At 71.1% G+C, this 15,506-nt stretch carries 15 protein-coding genes and 1 tRNA gene; 6 read left to right on the top strand and 10 right to left on the bottom strand.

From position 1 onward, the window contains the following. Nucleotides 1-32: 32 nt before the first annotated feature. Complete coding sequence (locus AB0P18_RS10340; protein ID WP_363359940.1) at nt 33-440, top strand: YccF domain-containing protein; 408 nt, start codon at nt 33-35, stop codon at nt 438-440. Here AB0P18_RS10340 and AB0P18_RS10335 read toward each other — a convergent pair. The 5 genes from AB0P18_RS10335 to AB0P18_RS10315 all read right to left on the bottom strand — a co-directional run bounded on the left by AB0P18_RS10335 (nt 427) and on the right by AB0P18_RS10315 (nt 6,614). Then, entirely contained in the window at nt 427-3,438 is a 3,012-nt protein-coding gene (locus tag AB0P18_RS10335; RefSeq protein WP_363359939.1) for a hypothetical protein, read from the bottom strand. The genes AB0P18_RS10340 and AB0P18_RS10335 overlap by 14 nt on opposite strands. Before the next feature lie 47 nt (nt 3,439-3,485). Then, entirely contained in the window at nt 3,486-4,709 is a 1,224-nt protein-coding gene (locus AB0P18_RS10330) for a Dyp-type peroxidase (RefSeq protein WP_344052079.1), read from the bottom strand. Continuing rightward, entirely contained in the window at nt 4,710-5,243 is a 534-nt protein-coding gene (locus tag AB0P18_RS10325) for a copper chaperone PCu(A)C (RefSeq protein ID WP_363359938.1), read from the bottom strand. Continuing rightward, entirely contained in the window at nt 5,240-5,905 is a 666-nt protein-coding gene (locus tag AB0P18_RS10320; RefSeq protein ID WP_344052075.1) for a copper resistance CopC family protein, read from the bottom strand. Before AB0P18_RS10320 ends, AB0P18_RS10325 begins: the two co-directional genes overlap by 4 nt. A 103-nt stretch (nt 5,906-6,008) precedes the next feature. Continuing rightward, entirely contained in the window at nt 6,009-6,614 is a 606-nt protein-coding gene (locus tag AB0P18_RS10315) for a hypothetical protein (RefSeq protein ID WP_363359937.1), read from the bottom strand. Nucleotides 6,615-6,721: 107 nt separating this feature from the next. On the opposite strand from AB0P18_RS10315, the gene AB0P18_RS10310 reads away from it, so the two are divergent. Both AB0P18_RS10310 and AB0P18_RS10305 read left to right on the top strand, forming a co-directional pair. Next, a tRNA-Met gene (locus tag AB0P18_RS10310) sits at nt 6,722-6,797 on the top strand. A 172-nt stretch (nt 6,798-6,969) separates the two neighbouring features. Next, nucleotides 6,970-7,467, top strand: a complete 498-nt coding sequence (locus AB0P18_RS10305; RefSeq protein ID WP_344052071.1) for an NAD(P)H-dependent oxidoreductase — start codon at nt 6,970-6,972, stop codon at nt 7,465-7,467. A 9-nt stretch (nt 7,468-7,476) separates the two neighbouring features. Here the strand turns inward: AB0P18_RS10305 and AB0P18_RS10300 are convergent, their stop codons facing one another. Then, a complete protein-coding gene (locus AB0P18_RS10300; RefSeq protein ID WP_363359936.1) occupies nt 7,477-8,331 on the bottom strand; it encodes a sulfurtransferase in 855 nt (284 codons plus the stop codon). Nucleotides 8,332-8,565: 234 nt separating this feature from the next. On the opposite strand from AB0P18_RS10300, the gene AB0P18_RS10295 reads away from it, so the two are divergent. The 3 genes from AB0P18_RS10295 to AB0P18_RS10285 are packed head-to-tail and all read left to right on the top strand — an operon-like array spanning nt 8,566 to nt 11,484. Then, nucleotides 8,566-9,639, top strand: a complete 1,074-nt coding sequence (locus AB0P18_RS10295) for an amino acid ABC transporter permease (RefSeq protein ID WP_363359935.1) — start codon at nt 8,566-8,568, stop codon at nt 9,637-9,639. After that, nucleotides 9,636-10,436, top strand: a complete 801-nt coding sequence (locus tag AB0P18_RS10290) for an amino acid ABC transporter ATP-binding protein (RefSeq protein WP_363359934.1) — start codon at nt 9,636-9,638, stop codon at nt 10,434-10,436. The genes AB0P18_RS10295 and AB0P18_RS10290 overlap by 4 nt, the downstream gene beginning before the upstream one ends. Before the next feature lie 46 nt (nt 10,437-10,482). Continuing rightward, a complete protein-coding gene (locus AB0P18_RS10285) occupies nt 10,483-11,484 on the top strand; it encodes an ABC transporter substrate-binding protein (protein WP_363359933.1) in 1,002 nt (333 codons plus the stop codon). Between the two features lie 78 nt (nt 11,485-11,562). Here AB0P18_RS10285 and AB0P18_RS10280 read toward each other — a convergent pair whose 3' ends face one another. The 4 genes from AB0P18_RS10280 to AB0P18_RS10265 all read right to left on the bottom strand — a co-directional run bounded on the left by AB0P18_RS10280 (nt 11,563) and on the right by AB0P18_RS10265 (nt 15,500). Continuing rightward, nucleotides 11,563-12,666, bottom strand: coding sequence for an FAD-dependent oxidoreductase (locus tag AB0P18_RS10280; protein WP_363359932.1), 1,104 nt, complete (start codon nt 12,664-12,666; stop codon nt 11,563-11,565). Further along, the gene (locus AB0P18_RS10275; protein WP_363359931.1) at nt 12,663-13,208 is read right to left on the bottom strand and encodes a GNAT family N-acetyltransferase; all 546 of its coding nucleotides are present in this window, start codon (nt 13,206-13,208) and stop codon (nt 12,663-12,665) included. The genes AB0P18_RS10280 and AB0P18_RS10275 overlap by 4 nt, the downstream gene beginning before the upstream one ends. A 74-nt stretch (nt 13,209-13,282) precedes the next feature. After that, nucleotides 13,283-14,119 carry a DUF1684 domain-containing protein gene (locus AB0P18_RS10270; RefSeq protein ID WP_363359930.1) on the bottom strand — a complete coding sequence of 279 codons (837 nt, stop codon included), beginning with the start codon at nt 14,117-14,119 and terminating at the stop codon, nt 13,283-13,285. A gap of 10 nt (nt 14,120-14,129) precedes the next feature. Further along, on the bottom strand, nt 14,130-15,500 hold the full coding sequence (locus tag AB0P18_RS10265) for an NtaA/DmoA family FMN-dependent monooxygenase (RefSeq protein ID WP_363359929.1): 1,371 nt from the start codon (nt 15,498-15,500) through the stop codon (nt 14,130-14,132). Nucleotides 15,501-15,506: the final 6 nt, after the last annotated feature.

The following is a 15,506-nucleotide window of genomic DNA, read 5'->3' as shown; positions in this document are numbered from 1 at the left end:
TCACCCTAGGCGCGGCCTGCCAGAATGACCGGGTGCGCACGCTCCTGAACATCATCTGGCTGATCTTCGCCGGCTGCTGGCTCTTCCTCGGCTATCTGCTCGCGGGAGTCGTGCTCTGCATCCTCATCCTCACGATCCCGTGGGGCATCGCATCCTTCCGCATCGGCATGTACGCACTGTGGCCGTTCGGCCGCGAGGTCGTCTCCAAGCCGACCGCGGGCGTCGGATCCTTCCTCGGCAACGTCGTCTGGGTGATCCTGGCGGGCTGGTGGCTCGCGCTCGGCCACATCGTGTCGGGCATCGCGCTGTGCATCACGATCATCGGCATCCCGCTCGGCATCGCCGACTTCAAGCTCGTGCCGGTCTCGCTCATGCCGCTCGGCAAGGACATCGTCTCGACGCGTCGCGGCGCGTTCGATCAGACGCTCACGTCGCGCTGATCCGCGAGCGCCGCGGAAGAGTCAGCAGCACACCGACCGCAGCGACCACCAGGCCCACGCCGACGGCGTACCACGCGGCGGAGACCGGGATGTCGAGGTAGACCGTGATGCCGAGGATGCGTGCGAGGCCCCACGGCAGCAGCCCCATCTCGTCGTTCCAGAGCGTGAGGGCCCGCTCGAGCCCGATGAAGGCGACGACCGCGGCCGGCACAGCGAGCCCCCCGCCCACACCGGTCAACACGACACCGGTCGCCCGCCGCGCGCCGAGCTGGGTGCTGAGCGCCCACCCGGCGGCGACGAACACCCACACGAACAGAGCGAACGCCACCGCGATGTAGAGCGTCCGCGGCACGGGCTCGGTCCAGAACGCGAACCAGTACCCGCCGGGCCCCGTGAAGGACAGCGCGAGAAGCGTAAGGATGCAGCGCAGCACGATCACGCCGCCGACCGCGGCGATCACGGGCCACGGCGAGCGGCGCCCGACCAGAAGGCGCACGACGAGCGCGAACACGAGCCACGCGCCGAGGGTGAGCGCGAGGTGCGTCCACGAGAGGAACGACGTCTGCACCGCACGCGTGCCCACGAGGAGCGCGGCGGGGATGCCGATCAGCAGCACCCGGTCCGTGCCGAGCATCCCGAGGGTGGACTCCCGCGCACGCCACGGGCGGGTCGCCCCGAGCCACGCGGCACGTGCCGCCGCCGCGCCCGGCCGGCGGACGAGGCGGGTGCGCGAGGACACCATTCCGATCACGAGCCACAGGCCGGCCAGGAGCAGGAGCACACGCGCGGTCCACGCCATCGCGAGGTCGCGGTCGGCGCGCTGCACCCCGAGCTCGGCGGCGGTCAGGTTGAAGGCCGGAAAGTCGATGTCGCCGGCGTAGGTCTCGACGTGCTGCGCGGCGAGCGCCTCGAACCGGTCGCGGTCGGACTGCCACGTCGCGTACGCGTCGGGAGAGAGCGTGTCGTGCCACTGCGCCTGGTGCAGGATCATCGCCCGGTACGAGGTCAGAAGCCGCAGCACGTCCACCTCGTAGTCCATCGTCCCGGTGAAGGCGTCGCGCAGCGACGCGTCGCGCCAGGTGGCCGGGTCGGTGGAGGAGATCAGGTCGCGCATCGTCTCGGCATCCGCCACCGCCTGCGCACCGCCCGCGATCGCCGCATCGATGTCTCCGCCCGTGGCGTCGCGCGAGATCGCATAGAGGACATCCAGCACGGCGGAGTCGCCGGTGAGGATGTCCCACTCGAAGATCCACATCATCGGCGGAGGCTCGAGACCGATCGCGAACACCCGCTGCTCGGCGAACGGCTGGATGTACATGCCCTGCTCGATCGCCGGTCGCGAGAGCGTCATCGCCCCCACGATCGCGTCGACGGTCGCCGGGTCCTCCGAGAACCACTGCCGCGCCCAGTCCTGCAGTATGCGGGCGACATCGGCGTCGGGGTCGCGGGCGAGGTCGGCCGCGAGCACCGTGTTCAGTTCGTAGAGCTGCCAGAACCCGGCCTTCAGGTAGAGCGTCATGGGGCCCGCCCGCCAGGGGCCGCCGTCCTGCGTCCAGGTCCATACGCCCTCGATCTTCGGATTCGCCGCCAGCAGCTCCTGGAGCGCGAACTGGTACTGCGTGCCCAGGTCGTTCGGGAACGCGCCGAAGTTCTCGAACTCGCGGCGGCTCTGGAACTCCACGATGCGCCGCTGGTCGCCCTGGGCGAGCGTCGTGTTCAGCGGCAGCCAGCTGTAGAAGTCGCCGAGCGTGTACTTCGTGGACACGATGAGGGCGGGCGAGTCGATCCCTCCGAGCACCGCATCGTACGAGGCGTCGCTCGTGTGCATGTCGCCGACGGCGCCGACCCCGACGCTCCACGAGCGGAAGATCACCTCGCGGTCCGCGCCTTCGGCCTGCGGGGTGAGCGTCTGCAGCATCGCGCGGACGGCGTCGACCGAGGTGACGGCGAGCTTCGAGTACACGTCCCAGCCGTCGACGTCGTACACGCGGCCGGCCTCGCCGATGCGGATGAGGACGCCGTCCAGGGCGGGCTCCGCGGCGTACAGCTCGTCGAGGCCCGCGGCGTACACGTCCCAGAGGTCGGCGTTCTCGGTGTCCAGCGACCCGAACCGGTCGGTCAGGTACTGCTCGAGCGGCGTCGTGAGGGTCAGCATGTCGGTGCGGAGGAACACCTTCACGCCGAGCTCGTCGGCGCGCTCCCACATCGGAGCGAACGCGTCGCGCAGCGCGAGCGCCTTCGCGCGATGGTCGTCGCCGGCCGCATAGACCTGCATGTCGTCGAACGTGAGGAACTCGACGAGGCCGGGGAAGGCGACCGCGTTGTACCCGTTCGCGAGCGAGTGCCGGAGGAACGCGTCGAAGTCCGCGTACGCGTCCGCAAGCGACTCCTGATCGATGTAGGGCGCGTCGGCGAGGATCACGTCGGCGAACGCCTTGGATGCGTGCGAGTAGTCGGTGCCCGCCTCCCACTCCGCCGGGTCCAGCTCCACCGCGACCGCCCCCATGTCCACCATGCGCAGCGGCAGTCGCGAGCTCACGGTCTCCCCGAGCCGCTCGGCCACCGACCGGCCGGCCCGGATCTGCGCGGCGAGGTCGTACACGCCGCGGACGGCTCCGTCCTCCCCGGCGGCCTCGACCCGCAGCGCGTCGGGGGTGCCCGTCAGCTCGTACGTCTCATCGGCGGGGTCGCCCGCGCCGGTGACGACGGTCAGGGATGCCGCGCCCGCCGTTCCGGATGCCGCGGCGGCGGCATCCGAGAGGCTCTCGAGGGCGACCCGCATGCGCTCGGTGTCGGGCGCCTCGACCTCGGTGAACTCGGGCGGCAGCACGACCGTCGCCGAGGCGGGGGCGACGGGGGCGGCGGGCGTCATCTGCGCGGACGGTTCGGTGCGGATGCCGAGCGCATCGCCCAGGACCACGCCGACGCCCGCGCCGAGCGCGAGGAGCACGATCGCGGTGACGACGGCGAGGATCCCCCGCCGTGTCGCCTGCGCCATCCCCTCATCCTAGATCTCGGCACTGCGGGGCTTTCGGGGCGGAGGACTCAGCCGAGGATGCCCTCCCCGATGAACCCGCCCGGCGCGCAGCCCGGCGGGAGGGCGAAGACGGAAGACCCGATCGGGGTCGTCCACTCGTTCAGGAGGTCAAGTTCGTCCAAGCGCCTCTGGATCGGGGTGAACTGCCGCGCCACGTCCCGCTGGTACGACCCGAAGATGAGCCCCGAGTCCGAGATCGCGCCGCCGGTGCCCGCAAGGTCGTAGTTGTACGAACGGCGGAAGATCCGCTCGTCGGGATCGTCGCTGCGCGCGCGGCGGAGGTGCGAGAAGTCGGCGATCACCGGGAAACCGAGCGGGGTCGTCGCCGCGAAGTCCGGTTCGTCGCGCTCGTTCACTCCGGTCAGCGGCGCCCCGTTCGCGAGCGTGCGCCCGACGGACTGCTCCCGGCCCGAGCGGTCGAGCCGGTCCCACGTCTCGAGGTTCAGGCTGATCCGCCGGATCACCAGGCTCGTACCGTTATGCAGCCAGGATCCGGGCGCGTCGATCCACACCACCCGATCGAAGTCGGTGGTCTCCGGCGTCGGGTTCACGGTGCCATCGACCTGCCCGAAGAGGTTGCGCATCGTGACCCCGTGCGCTTCCGATCCGTACGCGCGGCGGAATCCGATCTGCGTCCAGGCGAGCTCGGCGAACGAGCGAGTGTCCTTCAGCAGCATCCGGCTCGCGTGCGCCACGGTGATGGGGTCGTCGGCCGCCACGTGCACGAGCAGGTCGCCGCCGCTCCACGCCGGCTCGAGCCGGTCGATCGTGAACGCGGGCAGAGGCGCGAGCCACGCAGGGGTCGGGCCGCCGGCCCGCCGGACGAACTCGGGACCGTAGCCGAACGTCACCGTGAGCCGCGCCGGAACGAGCGCGAGCTCGGGCTCGGAGTCGGCGAGCGCCGGCTCGCCCTGCGTCAGTCGCGCCGCGTCGTCGGTGAGGATCCGCATGAGCCGAGCGAGCGCCGCACGATCGACCTCGGGACGCAGAGTCAGCCCGAAGTAGGCGGCATGCGCTTGCACGGGAGTGTCGACGCCCGCCTGGCGGGATCCGTGGAAGGCGATCGTCTGAGTGCCGTTGAGCTCCTCCGGTGCGGCGACGGCCGCGGGCGGATCGAGGATGCGATCCGCTCCCGCGGCCGCGACCGCCCCGACGCCGGCGACGGCTCCTCCGAGGAGGAGCTGCCGCCGGCTGAGGCGCGCACGACCGTCGTTCGGGTCGTGGCGGGACATCTACCGATCCATGTCCATGTCGCCCTCGTACGTCTCGTTCGCGCCCTCGTAGTCCTTGCCGGGAGCGGTGAACTCGAGCGTCGAGCCGTCCTCGAATTCGAGGGTGAAGGTGACCTCGTCGCCCGCGACGATCGGGTCCGCGAGGCCCATCAGCATGATGTGGTTGCCGCCGGGCTCCAGGTGCAGGTGGTCGCCGGCCGGGATCACGAACCCGCCCTCCTTCTGGCGCATCACCATCGCGCCGGAGTCGTCCTCGACGGTCTCGTGGAGTTCGATCATCGGGGATGCCGCGGTGCTCGCACCGACGATCACCACGTCCGTGTCGCCGGTGTTCTCGATCGTCCCGAACGCGGCGGACATGCCCTCTTCGGCGGTCTTGACCCAGGCGTCCTCGACGGTGATCGAGTCGGCCTCGGGAGCGGTCGTCGCCGAGGGCTCGGCGGTCGCCGTGCCCGCGCAGCCGGTGAGGGCGAGCAGGAGTACGGCGGTCGCCGCCAGGGCGGCGAGCGGTGTGCGGGTGTGCAGGGTGTTCATGAACGGTCCTTTTCGTGTGGTGCGGGCGCGGATGCGCGCTTCGCGGATTCAGCCGGTGCGCCGGATCGGATGCCGGTCGCGCGGTCGGCGGCGGCTCGCCGGCGACCGAGGGTGATCCCCACGATGAGGAGAAGGAGAGCGAGAGTCGCGCCTCCGGCGGCGACAGCCGCCGTGCGCGCCCAGCCGCCGGGCGCCCACGCGCTCGAGGCGGGCGGCGCGGCATCCGTCGCCTCGGCGTCGACGGCAGTCGGCGTCGGCGTCGCGGACGGCGTGTCGGTGCGCTCCGGCGAGGGTGAGCCGACCACGAACGGCACCGATCCCGAGATCGGATGCCCGTCAGAGGACACGACGCGCCACACCACGGCGTACGAGCCGTCGCCGCCGCCCGGATCGACCGGGACGGTCACGACCGTCCCGTCGATCTCGGGGTCGCCGGCGGCGTGATCGACGCCGCCCGCGTCGCGGACCTCGACGATCGCGCCGAGCTCCATGAGCTCGCCTGAGAACGTCAGTTCGACGCTTTCGGGCAGGCTCTGCCGCACCTCCCCCGAGGCGGGGTCGCTGCCGACGAGCTCGTCATGGGCCGCGGCCGACTGCGCCGATCCGAAGATCAGCACACCGATCACGGCGGCGCCGAGGAACACCGAACGCCGTGCACGCATCGCGCACTTCTTTCTCTTCTCGCCCGGGCACAGCCGTCCGTCGGCGTACGCGCGGGCAGCGCCTCGCGGACGAGGCGCACTCCGATGGCGACGCGGAGGTCGCCTAGATCGCGGGGAGAAGGATGCCGCGCGGCGGCCCGCGCCGCGTCGCGGGCTCGGCGACCCAGCGGCGGCCTGGGAGGACGCTGTTCTCGATGCGGGCGGCGGCGAGCCGACGCGGGCGCGCGGGCGTGACCATGACGACGTGCACGACCGCGCGGACGAGGGTGACCAGCGGCTCCAGCAGAGCGCGAACGGCCCGCTCCCCGCGGTACAGCGCGGCGATCGTGACGACCGCGGCCAGGGCGTGGGCGGCCCACATCAGCGGGTCCGCCGCGACCATCGCGGTCGCGTGCGGAGCGGCATCCATCGTCATCGCGTGGTGGGCGTGAGCGCCGCCGCTCGCGGCGGCGGCCTGAGGCGTGCCCAAGACGCTGAAGGCGGCGTGGAACGCGAACTGGCTGAGCCCGACCGCGAGCGCGAGGCGCACGAGCGACAGACGGCGGCCGGCGAGAGCGAGGCACACGATCCAGGAGACGACGAACGTGAGCGCCACCAGGAGCGCGTCCGGCGCGGCGCCGCCGGCCAGCACGTGCGAGAGCAGGGCGACCTCGATCGCCACGGCCGCTGCGATGCCGCCCCGAAGGGTGCGGATCGCGCGGGAAGTCATGCTTCCAGTCTGCCGCACCACGCGCGAGGCGTCACACGCCGACGCATTGCGCAACCCCCCTTCACAATCCGGACGCCTGCCGCAGGATCGGGTTAGCGTCAAGACATCGCGGCGATCCGGGCGGTCCCGGGCTCCGGTTCATACCCGGCAGCGTTGCGGGTTCGACTCCCGCCGTCGCGTCCACTCCTCAGTGCGGCCACGGTTGTGTCGGTTCCTGCCGCCTCGGACTGACATCCGGGCGCGAGCGCAGGCCCCCCGTTCCGCGTTGTTACGCCCGGCGCACCGACGGCCGGCGAGTGTCGGTAACGTGCGGATCCAGGCGGCTCGGACCGCCGCCACGCACCCAGGAGCAGCCATGTCCTCGATCGTCGTCCTCGTCGGCAACCCGCAGCCGCAGTCGCGCACGCGTCTCATCGCGGAAGAACTCGCCGCGCAGCTCGCTCGACGCAGCGACGCGACGGTGCACCCGACGATCGACCTCGCCGACGTGGCGGACGAGCTCTTCCGCTTCCCCGCACCGCGCATCGACGAGCTGCTGGGCCGCGTCGCCGGCGCAGACCTGCTGATCGTGGCGAGCCCGACCTACAAGGCCAGCTACACCGGGCTGCTCAAGGCGTTCCTCGACCGCTATCCGACGAATGGGCTGGCGTCCGTGACGGCCGTGCCGATCCTGACGATCGGCAGCCCCGCGCACACGCTCGCCGTCGAGCACACCCTGCGCCCCCTGCTCGTCGAACTCGGGGCCTCCGTCCCGACGCGGGGGCTCGCGTTCCCGGCGTCCGAATCCGACGAGCGCGCCCGGATCATCGCGGAGTGGCTCGACGGGCAGTGGCCGTACCTGCAGGCGCGCTGAGCCCGCGCCTCACCAGCCCTGCAGGACTCCCGTCGGCGTCGGCCCGACCGCGACGGGCCGGTCCGGCGCGAGCGACCACTGGCTCCATGAGCCGATGAACAGGCGCGCATCGATCCCCGCGGTCGCGAAAGCGAGCGCCGAGTGCGCCGAAGCGATCCCCGTGCTGCAGTAGAGGACGATCGGCGCGTCGGGGTCGACGGATGCCGCCTCGATGGTCGCCCGGATCTCCGCGGGCGCGCGCAGCGTGCCGTCGCGCGCGATGTGCGCGACGGTGGGGATGTTCAGGGCGCCGGGGATGTGCCCCGCGGCGGCTTCGGTGCCGGCGGCGAGTCCGCGATAGTGCTCGGGTGCGCGGACGTCGATCAGATGGCCCTCGCCGGGGGCCCGGGCGGCGTCGTCGATCGTCGCGACACCGGGGTCGACGTCCCTCAGAGTGATGTCACCACGCTTCGGCAGGACATCTCCGCGTTGCACCGGGAAGCCCGCACCGACCCAGGCGCGGATGCCGCCGTCCAGCACCCGGATGTCCACGCCGCGGCTCCGCAGCAGCCACCACGCCCGGGCGGCCGCGACCGCATCGTTGTCGTCGTAGACGACGACCAGGTCGCCGTCGTTCACCCCCCAGCGCCGGGCGGAGTGCTGCAGGTCCGCCAGAGCTGGGAGGGGATACCGACCGATCTCGGGGTGCCCGGTCTCGGCAAGCTCGCGCTCGAGGTCGACGTAGACGGCGCCGGGCAGGTGCCCCGCGACGTAGGCGGGTCGCCCCTCCGGCGCATTCAGTCTCCACCGCACATCGAGCAGGCGCACAGGACGCCCCGAATCGATCTCGGACGCGAGTTCGTGAGCGTCGATGAGCAGGGGCATACACCGAGTCTCCGGACCTCCGCGCCTGCTGTCGCGGCGGGGTGAAACACACCGAAATCAGACGACCCCCGGCGACACATCGGTCCGTCCCGCAGGGCACACCGAGCGCGTGTTACGGCCGATGACCGGTCATTGCGTCATGTGATGACGCGGCGTGCGGCCGCCGCTTGGCCCTCCTAGGTTTGCCGAGCACCCGCGGTCCCCTCCGCGGCCTCCGACCGAAGAGGAACAGACATGAGCACGACCACCACAGCGCCCGTCGCGGTATCCGCGCCGGAACAGGGCGGCCCACCGGCGCGGGCCGAACGCGTCGACCTCGGCGACGTGCGCGTCATCCACAGCCGCCACTGGTTCCGGTGGGTGCTCAGCGCGATCCTGATCTTCGCGATCGCGCAGTTCGTGTGGTCGCTGTTCACGAACGAGAACTACGAGTGGAACGTCTTCGCGTCGTACTTCTTCTCCGAGCCCGTCCTGATCGGCATCGGCTACACGCTCTCGCTCACCGCGATCTCGGCATCCATCGGCTTCATCCTCGGAACGGTGCTGGCGCTGGGCCGGCTGTCGAAGTCGACGCTGCTCAACTCGATCTCCTGGGCGTACATCTGGTTCTTCCGCTCGGTGCCGCTCGTGGTGCAGATCATCGTCTGGTACAACCTCGGCTACCTCTACCCGACGCTCGGGCTCGGGACGCCGTTCACGACCGACTTCTGGATCGTGGAGTTCCCGACCGTCCAGCTCATCAGCGCCTTTGCGGCGGCGATCCTGGGGCTCGGTCTGCACCAGGCTGCCTACTCGGCGGAGATCATCCGCGGCGGCCTGATCTCCGTGGACCAGGGCCAGCACGAAGCGGCTGCCGCGCTCGGCATCCCGGCCCGCAAGCGACTGTTCCGCATCATCCTCCCGCAGGCGATGCGCTCGATCATCCCGAACGCGACGAACGAGGTGATCGGCCTCGTCAAGGGCGCCTCGGTGGTGTTCGTGATCGCGATCCCGGAGCTGTTCTACGCGGTCCAGGTGATCTACAACCGCAACAGCCGCGTGATCCCGCTCCTGCTCGTGGCGGTGGTCTGGTACACGATCATCACCACGATCCTGAGCATCGCGCAGTACTACATCGAGCGGTACTACGCCCGGGGATCTGTCCGCACGCTGCCGCCGACTCCCCTGCAGCGGTTCCGCCGGTGGACCGCGGTGCAGTGGGCGCGCCTGGGCGAAAACGGCGCGAAGGCACCTCCGCGGGAACCCGTATCCGCCGACCTTCCCATCCGGCCGGATGCCGCCATCGACGCGAACGAGGAGACCCGATGAGCACGCACACCGCTGCCGCTCCGCGGATCACGACGACGGGACTCGTCGAGATCCACAACGTCCACAAGTCCTACGCGGGGGTCGAGGTGCTCTCCGGGATCGACCTCACGATCGCGCCCGGCGAGGTCGTCGCGATCCTGGGGCCGAGCGGCTCGGGAAAGTCGACGCTGCTGCGCACGATCAACCACCTCGAGTCCGTCGATCGCGGATCGGTCACGGTCGACGGGCAGCTGATCGGCTACGAGCGGCGGGGAGACAAGCTCTACGAGCTGCGCGAGAAGGAGATCCTGCGGCGGCGCACGCAGATCGGCATCGTCTTCCAGAACTTCAACCTCTTCCCGCACCTCACCGCGCTGGAGAACATCACCGAGGCGCCCGTCGACCTCGGCCTGCTCAGCAAGGATGCCGCGCGCGAGCTCGCCCTGTCGCTGCTGGAACGGGTCGGCCTCACCGACAAGGCGGAGCACTACCCGCGACAGCTGTCCGGCGGCCAGCAGCAACGCGTCGCGATCGCGCGCGCCCTCGCTCTGAACCCCAAGGTGCTGCTGTTCGACGAGCCCACGAGTGCGCTGGACCCCGAGCTCGTCGGCGAAGTGCTGGACGTGATCCGCGATCTCGCCCGCGGCGGCACAACCCTCATCATCGTGACCCACGAGATCGGCTTCGCCCGCGAAGTCGCCGACCGCGTCGTCTTCATCGACGGCGGTCACGTGATCGAGGACGGATCCCCCGAGAAGGTCCTCACGAACCCGGAGCACCCGCGCACGCGGGAGTTCCTCGCCAAGGTTCTGGCCTGACGCGCCCCGTCGGCTCGGAACGCACCACCCGAAAGAGAGACACAGCATGGCAATCAGCAAGAAGCAGGGCATCGCGATCGGCGTCGGCGTCGTCGCGGTGGCCGCGATCGTCGGCGGCGTGTTCGCCGCCGTGAACCTGAACGGCGGCGCGGCCGAGGCCGCGGCATCCAGCCCGAAGCCGACCGAGACGAACACCGCGACCGGCGAGATCGAGTGGTTCCACACCGACCCCGTTCCCGAGGCCGTCGAGGCCCTGAAGGCGAGCGGATTCGAGCCGATCGAAGACGGCAAGCTCACCGTCGCGGTCGGGGCGTTCGTCCCGCCGCTGAGCTACCAGCCCGACGGCACGTCCGCCGCGACCGACGTCGCCGGCACCGAACCGAACATCGGCCTGCTGATCGCGGAGGGACTCGGCCTCGAGTACAACCCGCAGGTCGTGGCGTGGGCGGACTGGCCGCTGGGCATCCAGTCGGGCAAGTACGACCTGATCACCTCCAACGTCACGGTCACGGAGGAGCGCAAGGAGCTCTACGACTTCGCGAGCTACCGCGAGGACCTCCTGGGCTTCTACGTCAAAGCCGACAGCGACATCGACTCGATCAGCGAGGCCGCCGACATCTCGGGCCTGAAGATCATCGTCGGTTCGGGGACGAACCAAGAGCAGGTCCTCCTGCGCTGGAACGAGGAACTCGAAGCGGACGGCAAGGCACCCGCCGAGCTGCAGTACTACGACGACACCGCCGCGGCCACGCTCGCGCTGCAGTCGGGTCGCGCCGACGCCAACTTCGGCCCGAACGCGACTGCCGCCTGGGCGGCGCTGGAGACCGGTGACACGAAGCTCGTCGGCATCGTGCCCGGCGGCTGGCCCGACACCGCGAACATCGCGGCCGGCACCGCGAAGGGCAACGGCCTGATCGAACCGGTCAGCATCGTGCTCAACAAGATCATCGAGGACGGCACGTACGACAAGCTGCTGGCCTTCTGGGGCCTGGAATCCGAGGGCGTGACCGAGTCGCTCGTCAACCCGCCGGGGCTGCCCAAGCCGTAGCGGGCATGCGGAAGGGGCGGGATCCGGCGTGCCGGGTCCCGCCCCTTCCGCCGTACAGGGTCTATGGAGCCCGCCCGATCAGCGCGGGTCGACGACCAAGTCCGCCAGCACGCGACCGATCACCGGCGTGAACTTGAACCCGTGACCCGAGAAGCCGGCGCCGAGGGCGACCGGTCCGATCCGCTCCAGGACGAACGCAGAGTCCGGGGTGGAGGTGTACGTGCACGTGATCTCGGAGAGCGCGTCGGCGTCGACGCCGGGAAGCCACTCGCGGGCGTACCGGACGATCGCGTCCGTCAGGACTGCGTCGGGCGCGTACGTGCGCCGGTCGGGGTGGATCTCGGGTCCGACCCCGTGCCACCCGGCCTTGATGCCCTCGCCCGGCGAACCCATGCCGTACACGCCGCTCGGGAACCACGCGGTGGCGGGGTCATCGGCCGCCGGCGTGTGGTTGAAACCCGGCCACGCGGTCGACCCGTCATGGGAGGCGAAGAACGCCGGCTGCTCCTGCGTGACGCGCAGCGGCGGGAGGGACGCCTCGATGCCGAGCGCGGCGAGGACATCGGTCGTCCAGGCACCGGCCGTGATGATCGCCCGTCGGGCGTGGATCGTATCCTCGCTGCCGTCCGCGGTCCGCACGCGCACCCGGACGCCGTCGTCGCCGGCCGACCCGTCCAGCACCGCCGTCTGATGGCGGATCCGCGCGCCGCGCACCGCCGCCGCCGAGCCGAGCGCCGCGACGGCCCGGTCGGCGTGCAGACGGCCCGCCTGCGGGGTGTGGAAGACCGGACCGGCGAAGCGGAAGCCGGGCCAGCGATCGGCCGCCTCGCGCGCGTCCAGATGCTCGACGTCGAAGCCGCCGTCCCGCAGCGCCTGCACGGCACGGTTCTGGTCGCGGCCCGGACCGTGGTTGATGATCCCGGTGCGGGTCAGCAGCTCGGAACCGGTCTCGGCCTCGAGCTCCTGCCACAGCCCGTCGGCTTCATGCAGCCAGGCCAGGAGCCCCGGATCCTCGTAGCTGAGATTGAAGTTGCGGGACGCGCCGTGCGACGCGCCGTGCCGGTGGCCCGGCTCGAACTGCTCGAGGAGCGTGACGTCGACGCCGCGGCGGGCGAGCTGCCACGCGGATGCCGCCCCCATCGCACCGCCGCCGACGACGACCACCTCGGCGGTGTCGCTCATGCGGCGGCCCTCCGGGCGACCGGCTTCTCGAAGCACTGCGAGAAGGCGATCTCGAGGTACGGCGGATAGATCGGGATGCGCGTGTAGCCGATCCGCTCGTACAGGGCGACGGCTTCGGGCTGGCGGTCTCCGGTCTGCAGGATCAGCCGCTGCGCGCCGAGGTCGGCGGCGATCCGCTCGAGCTCCGCCATCAGCAGACGGCTCACGCCGCTGCCCCGGGCGTCCGGAGCGACGTACACCCGCTTGACCTCGAGCGACCCCGCGAATTCCGCGCCGAGGTCGCGGAGCGCGGCGTGACCGACGGCTCCGCCCTCGGCACCCGTCACGATCACCGTCGCGACGATCGTCTCCGGCGCGACGGACAGCGCCGCCCCGATCCGTTCCGCGACGTCCTGCGGCACGTCGTCGAGCCTGCCCGCGTACCGGGGTCCGATCTCAGCGTCCATCGCGTCACGCAGCGCGTGCGCACGCGGATCGGTCCACTCCACCTGCTCGACGAGCCACTCCGCGGAGGGGACCGCCGGCGCGTCTGCACCCGACATGGTTCCAGTATCAGCGGGCGGCGCCGGGGTGCCCGCGGGGCGAGCAACACCGCGTAACGAGGTGGCACCCCTCGTCAGAGGGTGGCGTGCACCCGCGCGAGCGGCGTCTTCTCCCCCGCTTCCACGGCGATCGGCAGGTGGTTCCCGGCCGGCGGGAGGGGGCAGGTCGCGAAGTCGGTGTAGGCGCAGGGAAGGTTGACGGCGCGCGTGAAGTCGATCACCGTCCCGCCGTCGGCGTCCGGGGCCGGCACGCCGACCGTCCGATTCGCGGCGTAGGTGGTCCGCCCGCTCGTCTCGTCGGTGAACAGCACGACGAGCTCCCCCGGCGCGTATCCCTCGAACGCGATGAGCCGGTGGGTCTCCCCCCGCAGCGTGAACTCCACGTACCCGGGCGACTCGTAAACGTGCGTCAGCCCGTCCACCGCGGCACCGACTTCGGTGCGACGCGGCGTCGCATACTCGACGAAACGCGCCGGAACACGCCACTGCGGGTGGGGCGCATAGACCGGCGTACCGTCGTACGCGGCGAGGAACGGGTGATCGGGCCTGCGGGGACGGACGATGTCGTGCCCGCCGCGCTTGGCCACTTCGGCCACACCGCCGTCGTAGGCGACCGTGAGTCCCCCGCGCTCGGGGATCTCCCCGAACGCATGGATGCCGCGCAGCACCTCACAGTCGAAGGTCAGCACATCGTCGTCGGTGAGGGCCACCACCGGGCCCTCCGGGCCCGTGGACCACGCGCCCGGAACGCCGGGGATGAGTTGCGGCGCGGCGGTGAGCCAATGCAGGCCGGTGATCGCGAGGAAGCCGTGCGGGTCCGCCCGGCGGGCCTCATGTTCACGATGCCAGGCCTCCCAGCCGCGGCCGAAGTCCGCCCGGTCGATCGTCGCCGTGCTGAGCGTGTCGGTCATGATCGCCCCCTCACACCGTCGCGGCGAGCGCGCCGCGACGCTCGGGGACGGGCAGGCCGAGGTTCTCGCGCAGCGTCGAGCCCGTGTACTCGGTGCGCAGCGATCCGCGCTCCTGCAGGAGGGGCACGACCTTGTCGACGAACTCGTCGATGCCGCCAGGCGTGACGTGCCCGCCGAGGACGACCCCGTCGGCGCCGTCGTTCTGGATGAACGCGTCAAGCGCATCGGCGACCTGCTCGGGCGTCCCGATGAAGTCGGCGCGCGCCGACACCTCGGCGGCGACACCGCGGATGCTGAGGCCCTTCTCCTCCGCCAGAGCACGCCAGCGCCGCACGGTCTCGAAGCGGTCCTGGTAGATGAAGGCCTTCCCCTGGATGATGGGCGGGGCCTCGGGATCCGGGTCGATGCTCGGCAGCGGCCCGTCGATGTCGTACGCCGACAGATCGCGGTTCCACAGCTGCTCGAACTGGACCTGCACGGCCTTGTCGCTGAGCTGCTGCTCCAGGATGTGCCGGGCCTTCTCCTCGGCATCCGCCCGCGAATCGCCGAGCACGAAGCCGGCGCCGGGGATGATCTTGAGGTCGTCGGGGTTGCGCCCGAAGCTCCGCGCCCGCGACTTGACGTCGGCGTAGAACTCCTGCGCCTCGGGCTGACGCGAGAACGGCGAGAAGATCAGATCGGAGTTCGCGGCAGCGAAGTCCCGGCCCTGCGGCGAGATCCCCGCCTGCACGAGGACCGGGCGCCCCTGGGGACTCCTTGGCACCGTGAACCGGCCCTCGATGTCGAACTGCGCACCGGCGTGGGAGAAGCGCCCGACCGTGTCGTCGGCCAGGAAGCGCCCGCTCTGCTTGTCGGCGACGATCGCGTCCTCCGCCCACGAGTCCCACAGCTCCTGCACCGTGCGCACGAACTCCTCGGCCCGGGTGTAGCGCTCCTCACGCGTGAGGAACCCGCCGCGCCGGAAGTTCTGCCCGGTGAAGGCGTCCCAGCTCGTCACGACGTTCCAGCCCGCGCGACCGCCGGAGAGGTGGTCCAGGCTCGCGAGCTGCCGGGCGAGCTCGTACGGCTCGTTGAAGGTCGAGCTCAGCGTTCCGATCAGACCGATGTGGTCGGTCACCGCGGCGAGGGAGGCGAGCACCGCGAGCGTGTCCGGACGCCCGGCGATGTCGTGCTCGAACACCCGGCCGGCGCGTTCGCGCAGCGCGAGGCCCTCCGCGAGGAAGAAGTAGTCGAACCGCCCGCGCTCGGCGGTCTGGGCGACCTGGCGGAACGTGTCGAATTCGATCTGACTGCCCGCGTCGGGGTGCTCCCAGGCGGTGTGCTCGTTCACACCGCCGACGTAGGCGGCGAGGATGATCTGCTTGCGTGCTCTCGTGCTCATCGTCTG

The sequence above is a fragment of the Microbacterium sp. NPDC064584 genome, from assembly GCF_040687315.1.
In the GTDB taxonomy this organism is placed as follows: Bacteria; Actinomycetota; Actinomycetes; order Actinomycetales; family Microbacteriaceae; genus Microbacterium; species Microbacterium lacus.
This window is presented reverse-complemented; position numbering and strand designations above follow the sequence as displayed.